Here is a 20,118-nt window from a genome sequence, read left to right as displayed (position 1 = left end):
TGCATTTTTTTCTATATCAGCCGCTTCTCATGATAAGATAAAAGTACAATTACACTCCCGTGCCGGGCACGGATTTTGAAAGGAGTCCCACTATGCCGGACCGCTCCACCGCCATTCAGCCCATCGTCTCCTATTCACCTGAACAGGGCCTTTATGCCGCAGAAGACCAGGTGGCCCTGGAAAAACCAATGACGATTGTCGTAAACGAGGAAGAATTCGCAACGCTTGTATGCACTCCCACGCATGTTGAAGAACTTGTTGTTGGATTCCTCGCATCCGAGGGCGTTATTTTATTCCACCGGGAAATTGAATCAATTTCGCTCGACGATGATCTAGGCTTTGCTTACGTTTCCATCAATTCCAACCGGGTCAAGGAAGCTTCTTTTTACTCAAAACGCGTGATCGGCTCCTGTTGCGGAAAAAGCCGCCAGTTTTATTTTCAGAGCGACGTCCAGACAGCTAAAACAGCTGTTACGAAATGCACGCTGACACCGGAGCAGTGCCTCGGATTTATGAAGGAGATGCAGGATAACAGTCTCGTATTTAAAAATACCGGCGGCGTTCATAACGCTGCCATCTGCGATACAGACGGCATTATCGTTGACCGCTCTGATATCGGCCGTCATAACGCTCTCGATAAGCTGTACGGATACTGTTTAATGAACGGCATCCAGGTGCGCGACAAGGTGCTCGTTTTCAGTGGACGTTTAAGCTCTGAGGTACTGACAAAGGCAGCTAAAATGGGCATGGGGATTATTTTATCCAAGTCCGCTCCGACCAACCTTGCGATCCGCCTCGCAGATGACTTAAATATCACCGCCGTCGGTTTTATCCGTGGCTCCACCTTCAACGTTTATGCTCACGCCGAACGTATCAGCGCTGACGTTCCTGTCACAAAATAAGCACCGGCCCTACGGGTCAGTGCTTATTTTTTAACTTATTCAGCTTTTTATGCAGAGAACTTTTCCATTCCTCCGATAGAGCTGCACACTCCAGCGCTTCTTCAATCTCCCCCGGGTCTTCCGAATGGTATGTGATCCGGTTCACTTCCGCAACACTCAAAGATGTCGTTCTCGCTTCGAGACGAAGCGGCTGGTTTTTTTCCACGATACCCGCCTGCCGTACCCGCAGATAGTAGCCGGAATAGCCGGTTTCCCGAACGTAGAGGGGCAGCTTTTTAATGCCGTGGCGTTTTGCAATCTTATAGCAGGGCTCCCGGGGCTGGCTTATTTCCACGACTGCTTTTCCCCAACGGAAAACATCGCCGACCATTACGTCCTCCTCCACCCCGCTCTGCACTGTCAGGTTTTCCCCAAAACTGCCGTGCGGCAACGGTTCCTCAAGCGTCCTGCTCCAGTACGCATAATGCTCCCACGGATAGACACAGACCGCTTTCTCTGCTCCCCCGTGATTTTTCTGATCTCCCTGTTCATCCCCTTCCAGGCCTGTCTCCGACAAATACAGGGACTCCTCCCGGCGCTTTGTTTTATTAATAGCCGAAAATATGGGCTTTTCTTTTTCAGCTGATATGTCTTCGGGCCTTCCCGTAAACCATTCCATTACGCGAATATTCATATGCCCCCTCCTTTTCTCCAGTGTACCGGGGGGGCACCCGTTCTGCCAATACGCTCTCTGATTATTATTTATGACTGACGGTTCAAGGACGTTTTTCCGAGCAATTTGCCAAGCAGCGTATCACCGTATACTGTAGCAATAATGGCTGCAAAGACGAGCACAATGCCAAAAGTCTGCCAGAGTGTAAAGGAATCCCCGAAAACAGCTACGCCGATCACGATCGCCACCACCGGCTCGATGATGGAAAGGATCGATGCACGTGAGGATTCCACGTGGGTCAGGCCGGCTGTATATGCTACGTAAGCGACCGTGGTCGCTGCTACCGCAAGCCCGATACCGTTCCACCATACTCCCGGCTCTGTAAAAGCTTCTGCTTTTTCCCACAGGCGGCTTGTAGGCAGTAAAAACAGGCCGCCAAGGATCATGGAATATGTCGTAATCGTCAGCGGATGATACCTTCCGCTTAAAAATTTTCCAAAAATGCTGTAGAGCGCGTAAAAGAAACCAGAAGCGATGCCAAATAGGACGGCCGCTGCTGCGACACTGTCTGATCCGAGCGGGATCAGCCCGACCGCGTACATGCATCCGGTAATCATAATGACGAGTGCCGCTATCTTTCCTGCCGTCAGCGTTTCCTTGAAAATAAATTTGGCAATAATAGCCACAAATAACGGACCCGTGTAAAGCATCACCACTGCCAGAGAAATTCCGGACACCTCCATGACAGAAAAGAAGAAGAAATTAAAAAAAGCAATGCTGATAATACCAGTGCCGACGAACAGCGGCAAATCCTGCCAGCGGATGCGCAGCAGGCTTCTCTCCACAATACTTAAAAACAGGGTAATAATAACCGCCGAAAAAAGCAGGCGAATGCCTACGACCTCCCACGGCGTAAAACCATATGTATATAAATTTTGCACAAACAGCCCTGTCGTGCCCCAAAGAGCTGCTCCCGCCAAAACAAGCAGATACGCTAACCGTGCCGGCATGATTCTCTCTCCTTTTCGCGCTTTACTGTATTATTTATACAAATTAAGCTTATCATACCTCTCAGCCCAACTAACAAAATCTGCATAAAAAACAGAAGACCATATGGCCTTCTGCTTACATCGCGTGCTTAATGCCTTTGTCGACAAGCCACCAGTTTACCGGATAGCTGGTTAAAAATCCGATCACCATCGCGATCTGCATCATAAACCAGAAAGTCGGGCCGGCCGGACTCGGCGGAGTAGCAAAGAACACAAAATGAACAAGCGCCATAAAACCAAACATGCCGACCTGGTAAGCCACAAGGGACAGCGTGTCCGCCTTGGCGGCCTGTTTGACCGCATGGCTTTTACTCATGTGTTCATGCATCGGCAGGATGGATGCCAGCTGAAAGAAAATCCCAAACGTATAGGCGAGGATAAATTCTACGATATAGTCGGCAAACAGTCGCGTGCCTGCAATCGTCCAGCCAAGCGCTACGACAATCGGAATGCCTACCATATCCCCAAGTGCACACCCGGCGCCGCAGTGGCTGGTCGAAGCGACGGTCGACTGCCACATCGGCTTGTCGCCGTGCCCCTTCCGGCCGATATAATAATAGAAAAACAGGCCGAGCGGCCCGGAGTACAACACGGTGAGCGGCCAGACAATATTCATGACCATCATCGGCTGGGGGTTTCTTCGCACATCTACAATAACGATCGCCGTAGAAAGAAATGCGGCTGCCAGGGAAACGACCGCAATAATAGAAATCGTGTCCATCGTATCCTCCTTTTCTTTTTATTCCACTAATAGCGATACCCCGTATCCGTATATTTTACACCTCCCCTATACATTAAAGAAGACTTCCCCCGGCGGAAAGTCTTCTCTATTTATACCTCTTTATTCCGGCCGGCGCCCATACCGGCTACTACCTGAAGCACTGAAACTATCATCAAAATAAGCAGTGCCGGCATCCATGTCTCCCAGGCGTCAAAGGAAGCGCCTACGAGGATTGGCCCGAGCGCAGCCATAAAATAACCTACTGACTGGGCCATTCCGGACAAATCCGCAGCCCGCTGCGGCGTCGAAGCACGTATGCTTAACAGCGCGAGCGCCAGGCTGATGCTTCCACCTTGAGCAAGTCCGATAAACAGCGCCGCAATAGTGAGCATAAACGGCGATGTGTTTGTCATGAGCAGCAGCAGACCAAGCACAGCAACTACGCCAATCGCAGCAATTATGCCACGTTGGTGGTGGAACCTGCCGGCAAGAATTGGTGTGAAGAATGTAGCCGGGAGGCTTGCGACCTGCATTAATGCTACAAGCCAGCCTGCAGCTGCAAGCGGCATATTCCCAAGATTATTTAAAATATCCGGCAGCCAGGTGATGGTCACATAAAATCCGATGGACTGCAGACCCATAAACAGTGTAACCTGCCAGGCAAGCGGGGACCTCCAGATCGACCCTTCCGGCTTGCTGCGCTCCACTGCTTTCACGCGGCCGGGCATTTGCAGCTGCCGGTTTTTCAACACAAAACCCCAGCAGGCCATCGCCGCAATTGCCGGCACGATCCAGAACAGAAGCGACCATTGCCATCCCAGCCCGGCACCGGAGGCAAGCGGTACTGAGACCCCTGACCCGACTGCAGCCATTAATACCATCGTGGTCGTATAAATACTGGTCATCACACCGACATTATGTGGAAACGATTCTTTTATAACCCCGGGCAGGAGCACGTTGAGCATCGCAATGCCCGCTCCTACAAGCAGGCTCCCGGCAAACAGAAATACAGCTTCCGGTATATAGCGCATGGCAATACCCGTAATGAGTACCACTACCCCCACCATTAAAGCCCGCTGGTGTCCAATCTTCGCCCCGATCTTCGGAGCCGCTGGCGAAACCGCTGCAAATGTCAGCAGCGACAGAGTCGTAATTAACCCCGCCGTCCCCCTTGTGAGGGAAATATCTTCCCGGATTAACGGGATGAGTGGCCCAACGCTTGTTAGCGCCGGCCTGAGATTGACTGCGAGCATAATGATACCGGCAAACAGAAGGGCAAGCTGCGCTGTTGATAAATGCTGGCCCCGCTTTCGCAGTCGTTCTCCAGTTTGTTCATTCTGCATACTTCTCTCTCCTACGAACGCTTTTCATATTGATTTACTTTACATTCTTTTTTATTGTACAACAACCTTTCTCCCCTATTCTTCCTGTCAGCGCCAAGATTCTCAATTTCAGAACAAAGAAGCGTTTACGTTAAAAAATAACGCCGAATGTCGTCCCAGTGATCGACTCTTGTATAAACTGTATCGTAAATATTGTGCGGGGCGGTGTACAAAATCCCTTTGCCGGAAAAGCGCTCGAAATGTCTGGCATTATCATCGATTAAATAATCCGCATGAATAATACTTTTATCTCCGCAGAACACAAAATTCATATCTCCCAGAAAGGAAAGATGTTCCTTCAGCCATTCATATTTCGCAGCAAACGAGGGTGGAAATTCCATCGCAGCTGTGGTGATAAATACTTCGTATTCACCGGCAAGCTGCTCAATCACTTCAGGAGCTCCGTCCATGACCTTTAGATGCCGAAAAAAAGCCGGCTCATAGAAATAAGCTTTAATCTCGTCATGAAGCTCCGGGTGCAGTGCTTCAAGCTTCATACCTTTGAGATCTTCCGCAGTCACTTTATGCCCGTAATCCCTGTTAAACCTATGTAACAGCGTTGGAAGCGTATTTACCGTCACTTCATCCATATCAATCGCTATTCGTTCCATGTGAAACCTCCTTTTTCAAAGTAAGAAGAAGCCGCGCATATTTGCGCAGCTTCTACCCGCTATTCAAATGTAATTACTGGCTTGATCGTTTTGCCGGCTTTCATGTCTTCGAGGGCCTGCTCCAGTTCTTCAAAGGGATACGTCGTAATTAATTTATCAAAAGGAAATTTGCCCTGTTTATAGTATTCCACAAGCATTGGAATGAAGAGCTTCGGTACAACATCTCCCTCTACGACACCTGACATGGTAGCGTTTGGCACGATGAAATTCTGGTGCACGTGAAATTCGGTGTCCGCACCGGCGCCGACGACTGCCGACTCCCCTTTATAGCGGAGCACGTCCATCGCCTGCTTTGCCAGGGCAGCCACTCCCGTGGATTCAATCGCAAAATCTGCCCCGCCGCCGGTCCACTCTTTTACTTTTTCAACGGCATCTTCGTTTTTGCCATTGATGGTATGGGTCGCTCCGAGCTCTTTTGCCATTTCCAGACGCTCTTCGTTAACGTCTACTGCGATGACCTGCAGAGCGCCAGCAAGATGTGCGGCCATAACGGCGCTCATTCCGACCCCTCCGCAGCCAAATATGACTATCGTATCACCGACGCCTACGTTCAAACGGCTGAGAACCGTGCCTGCCCCGGTCTGGACTCCGCAGGCCAAAGGGCCGAGCATACGAATATCTACGTCATTGCGGACTTTTACCACATTATTAACGGGGGTGACAGCGTATGTGGCAAGCGATCCTTGTCCGAATAAAGAAGAGACTTCCGTGCCGTCACTTTGCAGACGGTGGGTGCCGTCGTTCATGGTACCTCCGAAATTTAAGGCATTAAAATTTTCGCATGCTCCGGGATGCCCTTCCCGGCAGTTGCGGCAGGTGCCGCAGTGTGAAAATGTGATAACCACATGATCGCCGGGTTCGACGTCCTGGACACCGTCACCGACCTTTTCCACCACGCCTGCTCCTTCGTGGCCCAGCGCAATTGGAAGAGGTGTCGGAATTTCCTGCTGCTGCACCCCGAGATCAGTGTGGCAAATACCGGCTGCAGCAACTTTCACCCTCACCTCTCCTGTTTTCGGTTCGTCGAGTTCTGCTTCTGTATGCTGAATGGCGCCAGCTTTTTCACTGACTACCGCCGCCTGGATTTTCATTGTTATCCCTCCTGCTTCGTTCTTCCCTATAAAATAAAAGGGAAAACCGAGAACTAGAAGTGAACGTTCATCCAATTCCTTCCTTCCAGAAATCTCGCCACAAGCATACTCGAAACATTGTCTCCTGCCACGTTTACAGTTGTCGCCGGAGGATCAACAACAATTCCAATAGCAGTAATAATAGGCAAAGCTTCGATAGGCAGACCGTAAAGCGTAACAATCATGATTTCTCCAATAAACCCTCCTCCGGGGACCCCGCTCATCACCATTCCGCTGAGCAACGCGATTCCAATAGCAGTTAAGTATGTATCTAACCCGGTAAATTCCATTTGGAACACCCCGAAGACAAAAGCTATTTTTAATATGGCTGAGAGACAGGAACCGTCCATATGAATGGTCGCTCCAATAGGAAGTATTGTTTCCCTTATGTCTTTAGGAACACCAGCATTTCTGGCTGCGTTTAAATTCACTGGCAGAGATGCCACGCTGCTGGCTGTACCAAGTGAAGTTACCGCCGGCGCAAAGATATTTTTCCAAAAGCGGCTGAACCCCTGCTTCCCTCCAGCTATCCAGGCATAAAAAGAAAAACCAAAAACAAAATATAAAATAGCTACCGGGTAATAAACTGCTACTGCTTTAGCATATTCCCCGATCAATTGAGGGCCGTATTCTCCTACCAGAGCTGCAAAATAAGCGCCCAGCCCGATTGGTGCATAATAAAGAACCAGAGCCACTATTTTCATGAATACTTCCGAGCCGCTCTGTAAAAAGCTGGCGAATGGCTTTCCCGCTTCTCCTGATAAGCCTGTAGCTACGCCGACAAGCATTGCAAAAACAATTAAAGCAAGCATATTCTCAGTAGAGAAGATATCTATAAAATCAGACACGGTAAACGTTTCTACAAGCTGATCGGCAAACGAGCCTTGTTCTTCCTGCTGGGCGGGCTGCTCTTCGTTTACGCTTACGTTTTCTGCAGGCGGAAAGGCTATAACAGCCGCCAGCATCAGGCAGGAAGAAATAATGCCGGTTACAATAAAAACGATCATCATTGAACCCAGAATACGGCCGAGCCGCTTTACTGAATCCATAACCGCTACCGCTGAAGCAATAGAGAAAAACACAAGCGGCACTACAATAGTAAACATCATATTTAAAAATAAATCACCGAGAGGCTGGACCGCCATGGCATCCTCGCCCCAAATAAAACCCGCTATGCTACCAATAATGATAGCAGCAAGCATAATGACTGGAAACCGGTACGCTTTCCAGGATCCCATGCTTTCACTTCCCTTCCTTTTAACTTTTAAGATAATAAATATTATTATTTATTATACGGAAAGTTGAAGTGGAAAACTATGGAACTTTAAACATTTTTCAAGAAACGAACCATCCAGTGCTCGTCGTTGTAGCCGTCCGCTGTTTTCATCGCTTCTTTTTCTGTCGAAAAAATAGAAAAGCCGCAGGCTTTGTACAGGTGGAGCGCATGCTTGTTTTCACTCACGACGGTTAACTGCACCTGTTCGATCCCGTTTTTATCTGCCTGCTTCAATGCAGCTTCTACGAGTCTGCCTCCAAACCCGCATCCCCTGAATGCAGGCTTTACATACATAGCCAGAATTGTCGCTTTGTGCTGAAGCTTCTGCATCTGCATAGGGAGCAGGGTGATGACACCCGCAAGCTCGTTTCCGGCTTCGATGCCCCATGTAAAAGACTGGCTTCCCTCCAGTCTTTCTTTATATTTTCGGACCAGACCTGAATTCTGTCTTTCCTCCTCCAAGGTTGAAGCAAAAGCCTCCGGGCTCTCCTCCAAAGCCTGCATCCTAAGCTCTTTGTAAGCTTCAGCATCTTCGCCTCCTAAAATCTTCAGCTCCGCTTCCTGCATACGTTTCACCGCCCGTTTTCTTTTCCAAAGTCTTTCGCCGTAAACTCTCCTCCTTTTTTCGGAGAGCCTCCTCCCTCCACTTCACTGGCGTAATCTTCTGCATTATCCTGTGGCTCGTATCCAATCTCTTTTGCCCGGGTGTTTTTAAATTTTGCCCGGGTGTTGTTTGAAATACCGTAAACAATCAGGTACTCGGGCACCGCACAGGTGAGCGCTGCTTCAAATAAGCGCTCTGCATCACGGGGACTGAACCAGTTTTCTAAATCGTATCCGGACGCCGGCCGCTCCTGAAAATTACAAATGCGCACCCCGATGCCTTTTAACCCAAATTTATCGTGATAATAACGTCCGAGCACTTCCCCGTATGCCTTACTGACTCCATACAGCGTGTCAGGCCGCACTGGTGAGGCTTCGTCCACCCATTCGTCCGCCGGATAAAAGCCGACAGCATGGATACTGCTTGCAAAAATCAATCGTTCCACGCCTGCCTCGGCTGCTGCCTCCATCATATGAAACGTACCTGTTATGTTCACCTGCTCAATTGATTCAAAGTCCGTCTCAACCGGGATACCTCCCAGATGAATAACCGCATCCACCCCGTGCATCAGCTCGCGGACCTCCGCTTTGCTTGTAATATCTGCTTCCATGAATGTTTCTTCATTTGTTAAACCCTCTGGAGCTTTCGTGTCTGTCAGCACGAGTTTAAATCGTTTCGACAGATAGCTTCTGAGCACGGTGCCGATTGTGCCCGCCGCTCCCGTTAGTAATACTGTCTGCATGTGTAAGCCTCCCGTTTTATAGCATACTCTTCCATAGACCTTTTTCTTGTATTTGAAACGTGCTGCAGGCACTTTTTTTGCTTTTCGTTCCTTTATTTTTTATCCTCAGGGAAAGACTTTATATAAAGAGGGGATCCCTTATGGCTATTGAACATTTTCATTTAACGGCAGAATGGCCCGGTGGCCGCAATGCCGTCGGCTCTATTGATGCCGGACAGCTGAAAACAAATATTTCAATTCCGCAAGAAATGGACGGCCCGGGCATTGGCACAAATCCTGATGAAATGCTTCTCGGTGCCGCAGCCACGTGCTATATTATTACGCTCGGTGCCATGCTTGAGCGGGCGGAGCTTCCCGTTGCCTCCATGGAGCATACAAGCGAAGGCCGTGTAGATGTCACAAACGGCGTGTTTACGTACAAAGAAATTATTCATCGTCCGGTAATCACCCTGGAGAAGGACGCATCTGAAAAGCAAATAGAAAAAGCACAAAAGCTGATCGAAAAAGCGGAAACGGCCTGCATGATTTCCCGGGCCATCCAGGGGAATGTGGCTCTTACCCTGGAGCCAACACTCCGCCGCGCAGAGAAAGCCCGCACCTGAAAAAGGCGCGGGCTTTTTTGATAGCCGTCAGCTCTGCTCCAGCAGATTAGTCAGTTCATAAACGACCAGCCGCTGATAGTCTGCATCGTCTCCGTATCTGGAAAAAATATTTTCATATGCTGCCGAGCGTTCATCTGCATACGATTCATCATTTTCTGTGAGCCCAAGGCTTTTAAAATGCTTCATTGGCTCCTGCACAAAAGCAGGCCTTGGTCCCCAGCTGAAATAAACCTTTCCGTGTTCATCAGAAACGATCACTTTCGGCACTGAAGTGCCGCCAAGGGTGCGGAATTGATCGATAAAATCGGGATGGTCTTCCTGAATAAACACTTCCACCGGAATACCGGCTTTTCGCATTACTTCCACGATCACCGGGAAATTTCGGTGCACATCCCCGCACCAGTCGGATGCGAGGATAGAGCAGTGCAGATCCTCCCGCGACTGCAGGGCGAGCAGCTTGTCTTCCGGGTGATGGTTCCAGGAGAAAGCGGCCTGCCACGGCTCCATTTTCTCCCGGTACGTTGGGCGCATGCGTTCAACAAAATCGTCTACGGCCAGACCCTGGCCTGTTTTATCTGAAATATCAAAAGCGGATGGCATAATTATCGTCCTCCTTGATAGTTCTCTTCCTCAGCTGCCGTTTCTTTAAACAAACGTATTCTGAATGTAATCCATGCTTATACGGACGCTTTCCAGCGGCTTCCGCCGCGAAGCATCCTGCTCCACAATCTGCCAGGAAGCCCCGGACTCCTCTGCTTTTTTCATAATCGCCTTAATATCCATTTTTCCTTCACCGAGTTCTGCAAAAAATTCCTCGCCGTCTGCAGTCATATCTTTAATATGCACAAGTGAAAGCCGGTCCCTGAGCCGGTCCATCCAGGCAAAAGGGTCTTCCCCCGCCTTCTGTACCCAGTATGTATCAAGCTCCACCTGCACGTGCTCCGGTTTCATTTCCTCAAGCATCACTTCAAACGGCAGTCGCCCTTCGAGCGGGAGCAGTTCAAAATCATGGTTATGATACGAAAATGTGATGCCTTCCTTCCGGCACGTTTTTCCAATCCTGTTTAGTTCCTTTGCCGTCTGCTTATAGGCCTTCAGACTCGAACGTCTCTCTTCATCGAGGTAGGGGCAGACAATGTGGCGGCATCCAAGTGCCAGATGCTTTTCTATTACCCCGCCCAGGTCATCCTGCAGCTCCTCCAACGGCACATGGCTCGATACTGCCTGAAGGCCAATATTCTTCATAGTCCCTGCGAGCTCCTCCGTACCGAAGCCGCCGTTCTGGCCGGCCAGCTCCACCGCTTTGTACCCCATGGTCCTCACCTGCTGGAGCGTGCCAATAAAATCCTCTTCAAGCTCGTTTCGAAGCGTGTAAAGCTGCAGCGCAATATTCATAGCTTCATCCCCTTTTGGTAAACGTTTACATATAGTATAAACGTTTTTACTGCTCTATACAAAAATGACCCCCGGGGTGAGCACCCGGAGGCCATTTGTTTCACTATGCTCTTTTAGCTTTGGACAAACCGTTTCCAAGCCCTGTCTTTTCACAGAATGACTCATACTCCGTGTTCCAGGAGGTATGTTCTTCTGGAGAAAAGGCGCTTACTTCTACTGCTTCGCGAATATACCTGCGTGCTTCGTGCCGGTCTTTGATTTTCCCGGCAGCGGTCAGCTGTACTGTAATATTGCCAAGAGCACTCGCTTCCTTCGGCCCTGTCCATACGTTACGCCCAAGGGCATTTGCCGTAAACTGGGAAAGGTACGTATTTTTAATACCGCCCCCGACCATATACAATCCGGAAAAAGACTGGCCGGAAAGCTGTTCCGTACGCTCGAGAACGTGCCGGTATTTCATGGCCAGACTTTCCATGATACACCGCACAATCTCCCCTTTTGTTTCAGGAACCTTCTGTCCGCTCTCCCGGCAATACTGCTGAATTTGGGCAGGCATATCCACCGGGTGCAGGAACTGGAGGTCGTCCGGATCAATATATGACTGAAAAGCCGGCGCTTCTTCCATTTGCGCAAGCAGCGCTTCATGGGAGACATTATCGCCGCGCCAGGCACGTCGGCACTCCTCGAAAATCCAAAGCCCCATAATGTTTTTCAGCAGTCGGAAGGTCCGTTCTACACCGCCTTCGTTCGTGAAATTCCATTCAAACGCTTCTGGAGTGGTATTGGGTTCTTCAATTTCCGTCCCCATCAGTGACCACGTGCCACAGCTCAAATAGGCAAAAGAAGAAGATGCTGCCGGGACACCGGCCACTGCTGCTCCTGTATCATGCTCGGCGCTGGTGTAGACAGGAATCGCCGGCACCTGCAACTCCTGTTGCAGATCCTGACGCAGCTCTCCCACCCGGGTGCCCGGCATCACGACATCAGCCATCCACTCCCGTGGCACTCCAATGGCCTTCAACAATTCTTCGTCCCAATCCATCGTGCGTGGATTAAACAGCTGAGTGGTAGTCGCATTTGTAAATTCGCTTTTCATTTCTCCCGTTAAAAAATAGCGCAGCAGATCGGGAATCATTAAAAGTGTCCGTGTTTCCTTTAAAACCGGGGAATCAGCTTTTACCATAGCTTCTAGCTGATAGATTGTGTTAAACGGCAGAAACTGGATACCTGTGCGTTCAAAAATAAATTTTTTGCCGATACGCTCCGTTACCTGCTCCATTACTCCATCTGTGTGAGCATCACGGTAATGGTACGGATGACGCAGCAGTTCCCCGTCCTGGCCCACACAGCCGAAATCGACTGCCCAGCTGTCGATGGCGATGCTTTCAATGTCCTGGCGCTCTTCGTAAGCTGCACGAATGCCTTCCTTCAACTCATGAAAAATGCGGTAGATATCCCAGTGAAATCGTCCGTTCACCCGTACTGGTTCATTTTTAAAGCGGTGCACGTCCATCGTTTCGAGCCTCCCGGCTTCGATCCAGCCAAGCACGGCTCTTCCGCTGCCTGCCCCTAAATCGAACGCGAGTACACTCACCAGCTGGCACCGCCTTTGCCGCGGGAAAGAATTTTCTCTCCATAGCCGCTGGAATAGTAAGCGTCCATCGGCTTCACGGAAGCGCCCGTTTCTTCCCGGAAAGCTTCAAGAAGCGGCGTAACGTCCGCCTCAAAAGCGGAACGGATTGCACGCTCTGCTCCGAGAACATCCTGTTTTTCCTGAGCAGTCCGAAGCTCTTCCAAATTCACCAGGCACGCTTTAGCATACATTGTCTGAACGTTTTCAATCGAGCGGATCATAGCTGGAATTTTCGGCTCCAGGTTGTGGCACTGGTCGAGCATATAAGCAATATTTTCAGCGTTTTTGCGAACCGCCGGATCCGGATCTTCTTCAGCCTGTACAATCTGCTGAAGAATCAAAAATACTTCATAAGGGTCGTGGGCGCCGACAATAAGGTCATCGTCTGCATACTTGCGGCTGTTAAAGTGAAACCCGCCGAGCTTCTGTTCATCAAGCAGATACGCCACAATATGCTCGATGTTAGTCGCCTGTGGATGATGGCCGGTATCTACCAGTACTTCCGCTTGACTGCCGAGCTTGTTGGCTGCGTTAAAAGCCATCCCCCAGTCTGCAAAATCAGTGTGATAAAATCCTGGTTCAAAAAACTTGTATTCAATCAGCATGCGCATCGAATCGTCCAACGCGTCATACATGCTTTTCAGCCCTTCAAACATCCAGTTTTTCCGTTTTCGAAAGTCTGCCTGTCCCGGGTAATTGGTGCCATCGGCAAACCAGAGGCTTAATACATTGGAGTCAACTTTCCTCGCAATATCAATGCATTCAAGCAGGTGGTCAAGCGCCTTCCGGCGGATCGCCGGGTCCGTATTGGTTAAGCTGCCAAATTTATAATCATCATCCTGAAACAGGTTCGGATTCACTGCTCCTATACTCACTCCGAGACTTTCCGCATGCGCTTTCAAATCGTTGTAATTATCAACTTTATCCCACGGGATGTGAATCGCCACTGCTGGACTTGAACCCGTATGCTTGTGCACCTGGGCCGCATCCTCCAGCTTTTCAAAGGGATCCCGCGGTATGCCTTCTTGCTGGAATACTTTAAAACGGGTGCCGGAATCGCCAAAGCCCCAGGAAGGTGTTTCAACCTGCAGCTTCTGCAATTTCTTTTTTACCGCTTCAAGGTCAATACCCCTTGCCTGCTGCTGTTCTTCGAATAATGTATAATGACGGTCGCTCATGTGTCATCCTCCTATCTCTATTTCCAACGCGGTCCGCACCAAGGCAGTTCCGCTGGCTCTCTGCTTTGTTCAGGAGGGGCAGGCCCGCCGGTACCTACCGGCAGGCAGCTCCTTGTTTATTTACTTAGCGTGTAAAGGCCGCTGGTACACCACCGTCTACGGTCAGCATGCATCCGGTCGTTTTTTCTGATTTCGTTGAAGCGAAGAAAGCGATCGCTTCCGCAATATCCTCCGGATAAATATTAACGAGAAGCGTTGTACGCTTACGGTAGTGCTCATCCAGCTCGTCGGGGTCAATTCCGTAGGCTGCCGCCCGTTCTTCCTTCCACGAAGATGACCAGATTTTCGATCCCTGCAGCACGGCGTCCGGCAGAACAGAGTTCACACGGATGCCGTACTCGCCGCCTTCTGCTGCGATGCAGCGTGCAAGATGGGTTTCAAGCGCCTTTGCCGAGCTGTAGGCCGCTGCATTTTTTCCGGCATATACCGAGTTTTTAGATCCCACAAAAACCATGTTTCCTCCCGTTCCCTGTGCTTTCATCTGCGTGAATGCTTCACGCGCCACCAGGAAGTAGCCGGTACCAAGTACGTCCATGTTCAGCTGCCACTGCTTCAGCGTCGTTTCGTCGAGCGGGCTTGAAGAAGCCAGGCCGGCGTTATTCACGATGATGTCCACGCCTCCGTACTGCAGCGCTGCTTCCTTGAAAGCAGCTGCGACAGCTTCTTCAGAAGTGACATCCATTGCCACGTCATATGCCCGTTCTTCTCCGTAGGCTTGCGTATATTCGTCGGCTTTTTCTTTTGCTCCGTCGGCGTTTAAGTCGGCAATTACGACATGAGCGCCGTCCCCGAGCAATTCACGGCAGGCCGCCGAACCGATCCCGCCGGCTCCTCCGGTAATAAATGCAACCTGTCTCGAGAATTCTGCTTCCGGCGGAGCAAGAGAAAGCTTATACAGCTCGAGCGGCCAGTACTCCACATTGTACGATTCGTTCTCTGACAGGGAAACAAATGATCCAAGAGCCGTGCTTCCTTTCATGACAGCAATCGCACGGTGATAAAGCGCTCCACTTACGTTGGCCATCCGTTTGTCCTTACCGGTATTGACCATGCCTACACCTGGAATCAAAATAACGCGGGGCGCCGGCTCAAACATCGTGTCGCCTTCATTCTTGTTTCGTTCAAAGTACTGGGTATATTCCTGCTTGTATGTCTCCACCCCTGTTTTTATTTTTTCAATCAGGGCGTCTTTACCTTCCGATGGTTTCCAATCAACAAACAGAGGCGTTCTTTTCGTGTGCACAAGGTGGTCAGGGCAGGCAGCGCCCACCTGGGACAGTTCAGGTGCGTCTTTACTGTTCACAAATTCAAGCACCGCTTCGTCATCGGAATAAGAGAGAATCATTTTTTTATGATCACTCACCGCTCCCCGGATAACCGGCATAACTTCGGCAAGCAGTTCCTTGCGTTCTTCTTCCGGCAGCGCCTTTGTATCTTCCCCTCCAAAAACGGTTTGTTGGCTTTCCTGTGTTTTTACAATATAGTCTTCTGCTTCCTGAATTACCTCAATGGTCTGGTCATAGCTTTCTTTCGATGTTTCTCCCCATGTAACCAGGCCGTGTTTTTCCATCAACACCATTTCTGCTTTTGGATTCTCCTGTACACCTTCAGCAATCATTTTCGAAAGAGTGAATCCAGGGCGGACGTACGGTACCCAGACAAAACGGTCCCCGAATATTTCCCGGGCAATATCTTTACCGTTGTCTGCGCAGCAGATACTAATAATGGCATCCGGGTGGGTATGATCTACATGTTTAAAAGGCAGAAAAGCGTGCAGAAGTGTTTCAATGGACGAACGTGGATGACCCGGGTCGATCATGCAGTGACGCAGGTATGCCACCATTTCCTCATCCGGCATCTCTTCACGTTCCATTAACGGACGAATATCCTCCATGCTCAAAGCAGTAAAGTGTTTTTCTTCCATAGTCGCAAGGTCCGAACCGCTTCCTTTCACCCACATTACTTCGATGTCCCTGCCCCGGAAGTCTTTTTCTGTGGTCTTTAATGACGTATTCCCACCGCCCCAGTTGCATACGGAGCGGTCCTGCCCCAGCAGGTTGGAACGATAGCGAAGCTGCTCTACGCCGGTTTTGAACTTGGATGCTTCGTTCTCATTCCAGAGGTTTTTCACCTTTTTAACGTTTGTAATCATTATTCACCCTCCATTTAATCTTCTTTAAGCGTTTTCATACACCTATCCTATCATAAATAACAGCAAAAACAAACATAAAACAAAATAAAACAAATGAAATTCACTATTATTTTCCTTGCCGCCTTCGGCTTTACTCTTTGTGCTCTTTGCGGAGAATACGAGCGTCATTTTTTTCTAAATTACAATGGAAAGCAAGCAATTCATCTGTTAGCAGATCCGTATATCTTCCGTTCAGTTCCGCCTGCGCCGGCACCCTGGAGTGATTCAGCAAAAATAAGTACTGCTCTCCGTTTTTAACTCTTTCGGCTGCTTCCACACCCTCAGAAGCCCACGGGACCAAAGGGGAAATATTTTTTCCCTCTGTGATTGTTGCAATTAAATCATGCAGAGCCTGGGATTCCATATGGGAAGCGATGTACCAGGCCTCGCCTTTACCGAATTGGTTTTTCGTTATCACAGGCATGCCGGCGTAAAAATCATTTTCGTAGACCGCTACCACTTCCGCCCCTTCAGAATGAAGCAGATCAAACAAATACCGGCATTCATACGCCCCTTTCAGCTGGCCGACAGGGAGCGTAACAGCCGCTGTGTTCGTATAAGCTGGCGGCAGTGCGTCGATTTCTTCCACCCATATCCCGAGCACCTTTCGAAGCGGACCCGGGTAGCCTCCCAGGTGCACCCGATCCGATTCGTCCGCGACGCCGCTGAAATACGTGGTCACAAAGGCGCCTCCCTGAGCCGTGAAGCTTTCCACCCGTTTGGCCCATGCTTCTTTAACCATATACATCATTGGGGCAATGACAATGTCGTAGCCGCTCCAGTCCTGCTCCGGGTGCACTATATCCACCGGAATATGCTGGTCAAAGAAGGCCCGGTAATAGGCATGAACTTCCCGCACATAATCAATCTCCACCGACGGCCCACTGGAAAGTTCAGCCGCCCACCGGGTTTCCCAGTCATAAAGAATTGCAGCACGGGCGCGGCTCGTGCTGTCTGTCAACACGTCCCCGAGCTTTTGAAGCTCCTCTCCGAGCGCAGCTGACTCCCGAAAGACACGTGTATGTTCATGGCCGGCGTGCTCAATAATAGCGCCGTGAAACTTTTCAGTCGCTCCAGGCGAACGCCGCAGCTGAAAGAACTGTACTGTATCTGCCCCGTGGGCCACGGCCTGGTAGCTCCACATCCGCATTACGCCCGGACGTTTTAAAGAATTATACGGCTGCCAGTTTTGCTGGCTCGGGGTCTGCTCCATCAGCATAAACGGCTGCCCCTGCTTCAAGCCCCGCATCAGGTCATGGGTCATGGCGGTTTCGCTCGGAGGTGTTTCCATCCCGGGATAGTTATCCCAGGACACCACATCCAGGTAAGGCGCCCACTGAAAATAATCAATCCCTTCGTATGTCCCCATGAAATTAGTGGTGACCGGAAGATTCGGTGTATAGGTTTTAATCGCTTCGTATTCCTTATAGTAGCAGGCCAGCAGCTGATCACTCATGAACCGTCGGTAATCCAGCGAAATCCCCTGATTGTCCGTTTCTCCTCCTTCCCGCTCTTCGCTCAGCGCATTCGGGACCACGATTTCGTCCCACTCATAAAACGTATGGCCCCAGAATGCAGTGTTCCATGCATGGTTGAGGGCATTCAACGTGCCGTATTTTTGCTGCAGCCATTCACGAAAGGCCTGTTCACAAAGGCTGCAGTAGCATCGCCCCCCGTATTCATTAGACACATGCCAGGCAAGCACTGCCGGGTGGCCCTGGTACCGATCCGCCAGAAAGGCAGCCATACGCCCCGCGTATTCCCGGTAGACCGGACTGCTCGGACAAGAATTATGGCGGCCGCCGAATTTTCGTTTCCGTCCGTAAAAGTCCACCCGCAGTACTTCCGGGTACTTTTTGGCCATCCACGCCGGGTGCGCCCCGGTCCCTGTTGCCAAGCACGTATAAATGCCGGCTTCATATAAACGGTCAATCAAACGATCCAGCCACTCTGCTTCATAGCTGTGATCATCGACCTGAATTTTTTCCCAGGAAAAGACGTTTAAGGTCACCACATCAATGCCCGCCAGCTGAAACATCCGAATATCTTCCTCTATCGTCTCATCCGGCCACTGTTCCGGATTGTAATCCCCGCCGTACCAAATTTTCGGTAAACTTTCATGAATCATCTTAATTCCCCCGTTCGGTTATTCTTTTACGGAACCACCAATAATTCCGGAAATAAAGTATCTTTGTAAAAATAAGAAAATAATAAATATAGGCAGAATCGAAATAGCGGCTCCCGTCATTAACACCCCGTAGTCAATCGAACGCTGGCCGGCAATTGTAGCGAGAGCCACCGGCAGTGTGTACATGTCTTCAGAAATCAAAGCAATCAACGGCCATAAAAAGTTGTTCCACTGGTGCGTGAATAAAAAGATGGACACTGCTGCAATGGCCGGTATCATGGTCGGAAGAGCGATCCGGAAGAAAATATACAACTCGCCCGCCCCATCTACTCTTGATGCTTCAATCAGAGAATCCGGTATCGACTGCATGTTCTGCCGCATAAGGAAAATCGCAAATGGATAGGCCAGCTGGGGCAGTATAATCGCCGCGTACGTATCGAGCAGGCTAAATGAAGCAAACAGTTCAAACTGCGGAATGACGAGAGCCTGGTAAGGCACCATCATCGACAGAAGAAAAATGCCGAAAATGAGCTCTTTTCCCTTGAATTGATATTTTGCGAAAGCAAATCCGGCAGCCGCACTGATAACTCCGCCAAGTACTGTGTAAACGATCGTAATAAATGCTGAATTAAACAATGCCTGCCATATGTCAATCTGGCTTAATAAGCTTTGAATATTTTCAATCAAGTGTCCACCCGGAATGAAGTTAGGGGGAATACTCAGTGTCTCTCCCGACGGGTTAGTGGCGCCGACAATCATCCAATAAAACGGCCCTACGGTTAAGATGACCCCGAACGTGAGTACAATATAGAAAGCTATTTTTTGCAGTTTCACTTCTGTCATTTTCGTTCACCGCCCAATCTGAACTGCAGGAATGAAAGAATTGCTATGATAACTACGACTACGTAGGCAATCGCAGAAGCGTATTCAAAGTCAAAATACTCAAACCCGTTTTCATACAAGTACATGGTAATAGTAGTTGTCGCATTCACCGGCCCTCCGCCTGTCAGGGTGTACGGCTCGTCAAACAGCTGCAGCGTACCAATTGTAGAAATGATGGCTGCAAATAAAATCACCGGACGAAGCTGCGGTATAGTAATGGAAAAAAACTGTCGTACCTTTCCTGCGCCATCGATACGTGCCGCTTCGTATAAATCGTTGGAAATATTCTGCAGTCCGGCGAGGAGAATGATCATGTTGTAGCCGGTCCACCGCCACAGCATCACGAGTACTAACGATACCTTAGCCCAAAACGGATTGTTCAGCCATCCTACGGGTTCAAGTCCTACCGTCGTCAGCAAGTAGTTGATAAGCCCATAATCCGGATTCAACAGCAGCAGAAAAATTACAGATGCTGCTACCAGGGAAGTAACTGCCGGCGTGAAGAAAGCCACCCGGAAAAACCCTTTCATTTTCAAAAACGCTGAATTCATCAACACCGCTAAAATAACTGCCAAAAAAATCATAATCGGCACCTGCAGCACAAGTAACAACAGCGTGTTTCCTAAAGCCTGGTAGAAAATTGGGTCCTGAAATAAACGTACATAGTTGTTCAGGCCGACAAATACGCGCTCCCCGGCCTCCGTTGTTTGAAAGCTCAGCCAGAATGAAGCAATAATCGGATAAGCCGTAAAAATTAAAAACAAAAGCACAGCTGGGAGTAAAAGCACGTATGGAGCTGTTTTTACTGTAAACCATGTTCTTTTCACCGGTCTCCCTCCAGGGTCCGGTGAAGACCCTTTTTCCTCCGTTTCTGTCTCCCAGTTCGTTTCTTCGGATGGATAACTCATATTTACCGCCCC

Annotated in this window: 19 protein-coding genes; 2 read left to right on the top strand and 17 right to left on the bottom strand. The window is 49.7% G+C overall.

Annotation, left to right across the window (positions count from 1 at the left end; translation table 11 throughout):
- Nucleotides 1-92: 92 nt before the first annotated feature.
- Entirely contained in the window at nucleotides 93-902 is an 810-nt protein-coding gene (gene fdhD, locus B5066_RS07615) for a formate dehydrogenase accessory sulfurtransferase FdhD (RefSeq protein ID WP_079475349.1), read from the top strand.
- A gap of 16 nt (nucleotides 903-918) precedes the next feature.
- On the opposite strand, the gene B5066_RS07610 is transcribed toward fdhD, so the two are convergent.
- The 9 genes from B5066_RS07610 to B5066_RS07570 form a co-directional block, all read right to left on the bottom strand.
- The gene (locus B5066_RS07610) at nucleotides 919-1,575 is read right to left on the bottom strand and encodes an MOSC domain-containing protein (RefSeq protein WP_079475348.1); all 657 of its coding nucleotides are present in this window, start codon (nucleotides 1,573-1,575) and stop codon (nucleotides 919-921) included.
- Between the two features lie 68 nt (nucleotides 1,576-1,643).
- Complete coding sequence (locus B5066_RS07605; RefSeq protein WP_079475347.1) at nucleotides 1,644-2,564, bottom strand: DMT family transporter; 921 nt, start codon at nucleotides 2,562-2,564, stop codon at nucleotides 1,644-1,646.
- A 115-nt stretch (nucleotides 2,565-2,679) separates the two neighbouring features.
- Complete coding sequence (locus B5066_RS07600; protein WP_079475346.1) at nucleotides 2,680-3,324, bottom strand: DUF4396 domain-containing protein; 645 nt, start codon at nucleotides 3,322-3,324, stop codon at nucleotides 2,680-2,682.
- Nucleotides 3,325-3,434: 110 nt separating this feature from the next.
- Nucleotides 3,435-4,667 (bottom strand): CynX/NimT family MFS transporter, encoded by a 1,233-nt coding sequence (locus B5066_RS07595; RefSeq protein WP_079475345.1) that lies wholly within the window; start codon nucleotides 4,665-4,667, stop codon nucleotides 3,435-3,437.
- A gap of 125 nt (nucleotides 4,668-4,792) precedes the next feature.
- Entirely contained in the window at nucleotides 4,793-5,317 is a 525-nt protein-coding gene (locus B5066_RS07590) for a 5' nucleotidase, NT5C type (protein WP_079475344.1), read from the bottom strand.
- A 59-nt stretch (nucleotides 5,318-5,376) separates the two neighbouring features.
- On the bottom strand, nucleotides 5,377-6,468 hold the full coding sequence (locus B5066_RS07585; protein WP_079475343.1) for an NAD(P)-dependent alcohol dehydrogenase: 1,092 nt from the start codon (nucleotides 6,466-6,468) through the stop codon (nucleotides 5,377-5,379).
- Between the two features lie 53 nt (nucleotides 6,469-6,521).
- Nucleotides 6,522-7,745: a dicarboxylate/amino acid:cation symporter gene (locus B5066_RS07580; RefSeq protein ID WP_079475342.1), complete on the bottom strand. Its 1,224-nt coding sequence runs from the start codon at nucleotides 7,743-7,745 to the stop codon at nucleotides 6,522-6,524.
- An 86-nt stretch (nucleotides 7,746-7,831) separates the two neighbouring features.
- On the bottom strand, nucleotides 7,832-8,350 hold the full coding sequence (locus tag B5066_RS07575) for a GNAT family N-acetyltransferase (protein WP_079475341.1): 519 nt from the start codon (nucleotides 8,348-8,350) through the stop codon (nucleotides 7,832-7,834).
- Nucleotides 8,351-8,355: 5 nt separating this feature from the next.
- Complete coding sequence (locus B5066_RS07570) at nucleotides 8,356-9,129, bottom strand: NAD-dependent epimerase/dehydratase family protein (RefSeq protein ID WP_079475340.1); 774 nt, start codon at nucleotides 9,127-9,129, stop codon at nucleotides 8,356-8,358.
- A 140-nt stretch (nucleotides 9,130-9,269) separates the two neighbouring features.
- On the opposite strand from B5066_RS07570, the gene B5066_RS07565 reads away from it, so the two are divergent.
- Nucleotides 9,270-9,731: an OsmC family protein gene (locus B5066_RS07565; RefSeq protein WP_079475339.1), complete on the top strand. Its 462-nt coding sequence runs from the start codon at nucleotides 9,270-9,272 to the stop codon at nucleotides 9,729-9,731.
- A gap of 27 nt (nucleotides 9,732-9,758) precedes the next feature.
- Here the strand turns inward: B5066_RS07565 and B5066_RS07560 are convergent, their stop codons facing one another.
- The 8 genes from B5066_RS07560 to B5066_RS07525 form a co-directional block, all read right to left on the bottom strand.
- On the bottom strand, nucleotides 9,759-10,331 hold the full coding sequence (locus tag B5066_RS07560; RefSeq protein ID WP_079475338.1) for a thioredoxin family protein: 573 nt from the start codon (nucleotides 10,329-10,331) through the stop codon (nucleotides 9,759-9,761).
- Nucleotides 10,332-10,376: 45 nt separating this feature from the next.
- Entirely contained in the window at nucleotides 10,377-11,126 is a 750-nt protein-coding gene (locus B5066_RS07555; protein ID WP_079475337.1) for a sugar phosphate isomerase/epimerase family protein, read from the bottom strand.
- A 103-nt stretch (nucleotides 11,127-11,229) separates the two neighbouring features.
- Nucleotides 11,230-12,720: a rhamnulokinase gene (locus tag B5066_RS07550; protein WP_079475336.1), complete on the bottom strand. Its 1,491-nt coding sequence runs from the start codon at nucleotides 12,718-12,720 to the stop codon at nucleotides 11,230-11,232.
- A complete protein-coding gene (rhaI, locus tag B5066_RS07545) occupies nucleotides 12,717-13,937 on the bottom strand; it encodes an L-rhamnose isomerase (protein ID WP_079475335.1) in 1,221 nt (406 codons plus the stop codon). The genes B5066_RS07550 and rhaI overlap by 4 nt, the downstream gene beginning before the upstream one ends.
- Before the next feature lie 124 nt (nucleotides 13,938-14,061).
- Nucleotides 14,062-16,149, bottom strand: coding sequence for a bifunctional aldolase/short-chain dehydrogenase (locus B5066_RS07540; protein WP_079475334.1), 2,088 nt, complete (start codon nucleotides 16,147-16,149; stop codon nucleotides 14,062-14,064).
- 130 nt (nucleotides 16,150-16,279) lie between these two features.
- Nucleotides 16,280-18,316, bottom strand: coding sequence for a beta-galactosidase (locus tag B5066_RS07535; RefSeq protein WP_079475333.1), 2,037 nt, complete (start codon nucleotides 18,314-18,316; stop codon nucleotides 16,280-16,282).
- A gap of 18 nt (nucleotides 18,317-18,334) precedes the next feature.
- On the bottom strand, nucleotides 18,335-19,159 hold the full coding sequence (locus B5066_RS07530; RefSeq protein WP_179124058.1) for a carbohydrate ABC transporter permease: 825 nt from the start codon (nucleotides 19,157-19,159) through the stop codon (nucleotides 18,335-18,337).
- Nucleotides 19,156-20,106: a carbohydrate ABC transporter permease gene (locus B5066_RS07525; RefSeq protein ID WP_079475332.1), complete on the bottom strand. Its 951-nt coding sequence runs from the start codon at nucleotides 20,104-20,106 to the stop codon at nucleotides 19,156-19,158. Before B5066_RS07525 ends, B5066_RS07530 begins: the two co-directional genes overlap by 4 nt.
- Between the last annotated feature and the right edge of the window lie 12 nt (nucleotides 20,107-20,118).

The organism is Marinococcus halophilus (assembly GCF_900166605.1).
GTDB classification, from domain to species: Bacteria; Bacillota; Bacilli; order Bacillales; family Marinococcaceae; genus Marinococcus; species Marinococcus halophilus.
Note: the sequence above shows the minus strand (reverse complement) of the source record. Positions and strands in the feature narration are given on the sequence as shown.

Coding starts and splice junctions, on each gene's coding strand:
- B5066_RS07570 (WP_079475340.1), bottom strand. CDS start 9,129: ATGCAGACAGTATTACTAACGGGAGCGGCGGGCACAATCGGCACCGTG.
- B5066_RS07585 (WP_079475343.1), bottom strand. CDS start 6,468: ATGAAAATCCAGGCGGCGGTAGTCAGTGAAAAAGCTGGCGCCATTCAG.
- B5066_RS07535 (WP_079475333.1), bottom strand. CDS start 18,316: ATGATTCATGAAAGTTTACCGAAAATTTGGTACGGCGGGGATTACAAT.
- B5066_RS07580 (WP_079475342.1), bottom strand. CDS start 7,745: ATGGGATCCTGGAAAGCGTACCGGTTTCCAGTCATTATGCTTGCTGCT.
- B5066_RS07605 (WP_079475347.1), bottom strand. CDS start 2,564: ATGCCGGCACGGTTAGCGTATCTGCTTGTTTTGGCGGGAGCAGCTCTT.
- B5066_RS07575 (WP_079475341.1), bottom strand. CDS start 8,350: ATGCAGGAAGCGGAGCTGAAGATTTTAGGAGGCGAAGATGCTGAAGCT.
- B5066_RS07595 (WP_079475345.1), bottom strand. CDS start 4,667: ATGCAGAATGAACAAACTGGAGAACGACTGCGAAAGCGGGGCCAGCAT.
- B5066_RS07565 (WP_079475339.1), top strand. CDS start 9,270: ATGGCTATTGAACATTTTCATTTAACGGCAGAATGGCCCGGTGGCCGC.
- B5066_RS07555 (WP_079475337.1), bottom strand. CDS start 11,126: ATGAATATTGCGCTGCAGCTTTACACGCTTCGAAACGAGCTTGAAGAG.
- B5066_RS07525 (WP_079475332.1), bottom strand. CDS start 20,106: ATGAGTTATCCATCCGAAGAAACGAACTGGGAGACAGAAACGGAGGAA.
- B5066_RS07560 (WP_079475338.1), bottom strand. CDS start 10,331: ATGCCATCCGCTTTTGATATTTCAGATAAAACAGGCCAGGGTCTGGCC.
- B5066_RS07600 (WP_079475346.1), bottom strand. CDS start 3,324: ATGGACACGATTTCTATTATTGCGGTCGTTTCCCTGGCAGCCGCATTT.
- B5066_RS07610 (WP_079475348.1), bottom strand. CDS start 1,575: ATGAATATTCGCGTAATGGAATGGTTTACGGGAAGGCCCGAAGACATA.
- fdhD (WP_079475349.1), top strand. CDS start 93: ATGCCGGACCGCTCCACCGCCATTCAGCCCATCGTCTCCTATTCACCT.
- rhaI (WP_079475335.1), bottom strand. CDS start 13,937: ATGAGCGACCGTCATTATACATTATTCGAAGAACAGCAGCAGGCAAGG.
- B5066_RS07540 (WP_079475334.1), bottom strand. CDS start 16,149: ATGATTACAAACGTTAAAAAGGTGAAAAACCTCTGGAATGAGAACGAA.
- B5066_RS07590 (WP_079475344.1), bottom strand. CDS start 5,317: ATGGAACGAATAGCGATTGATATGGATGAAGTGACGGTAAATACGCTT.
- B5066_RS07530 (WP_179124058.1), bottom strand. CDS start 19,159: ATGACAGAAGTGAAACTGCAAAAAATAGCTTTCTATATTGTACTCACG.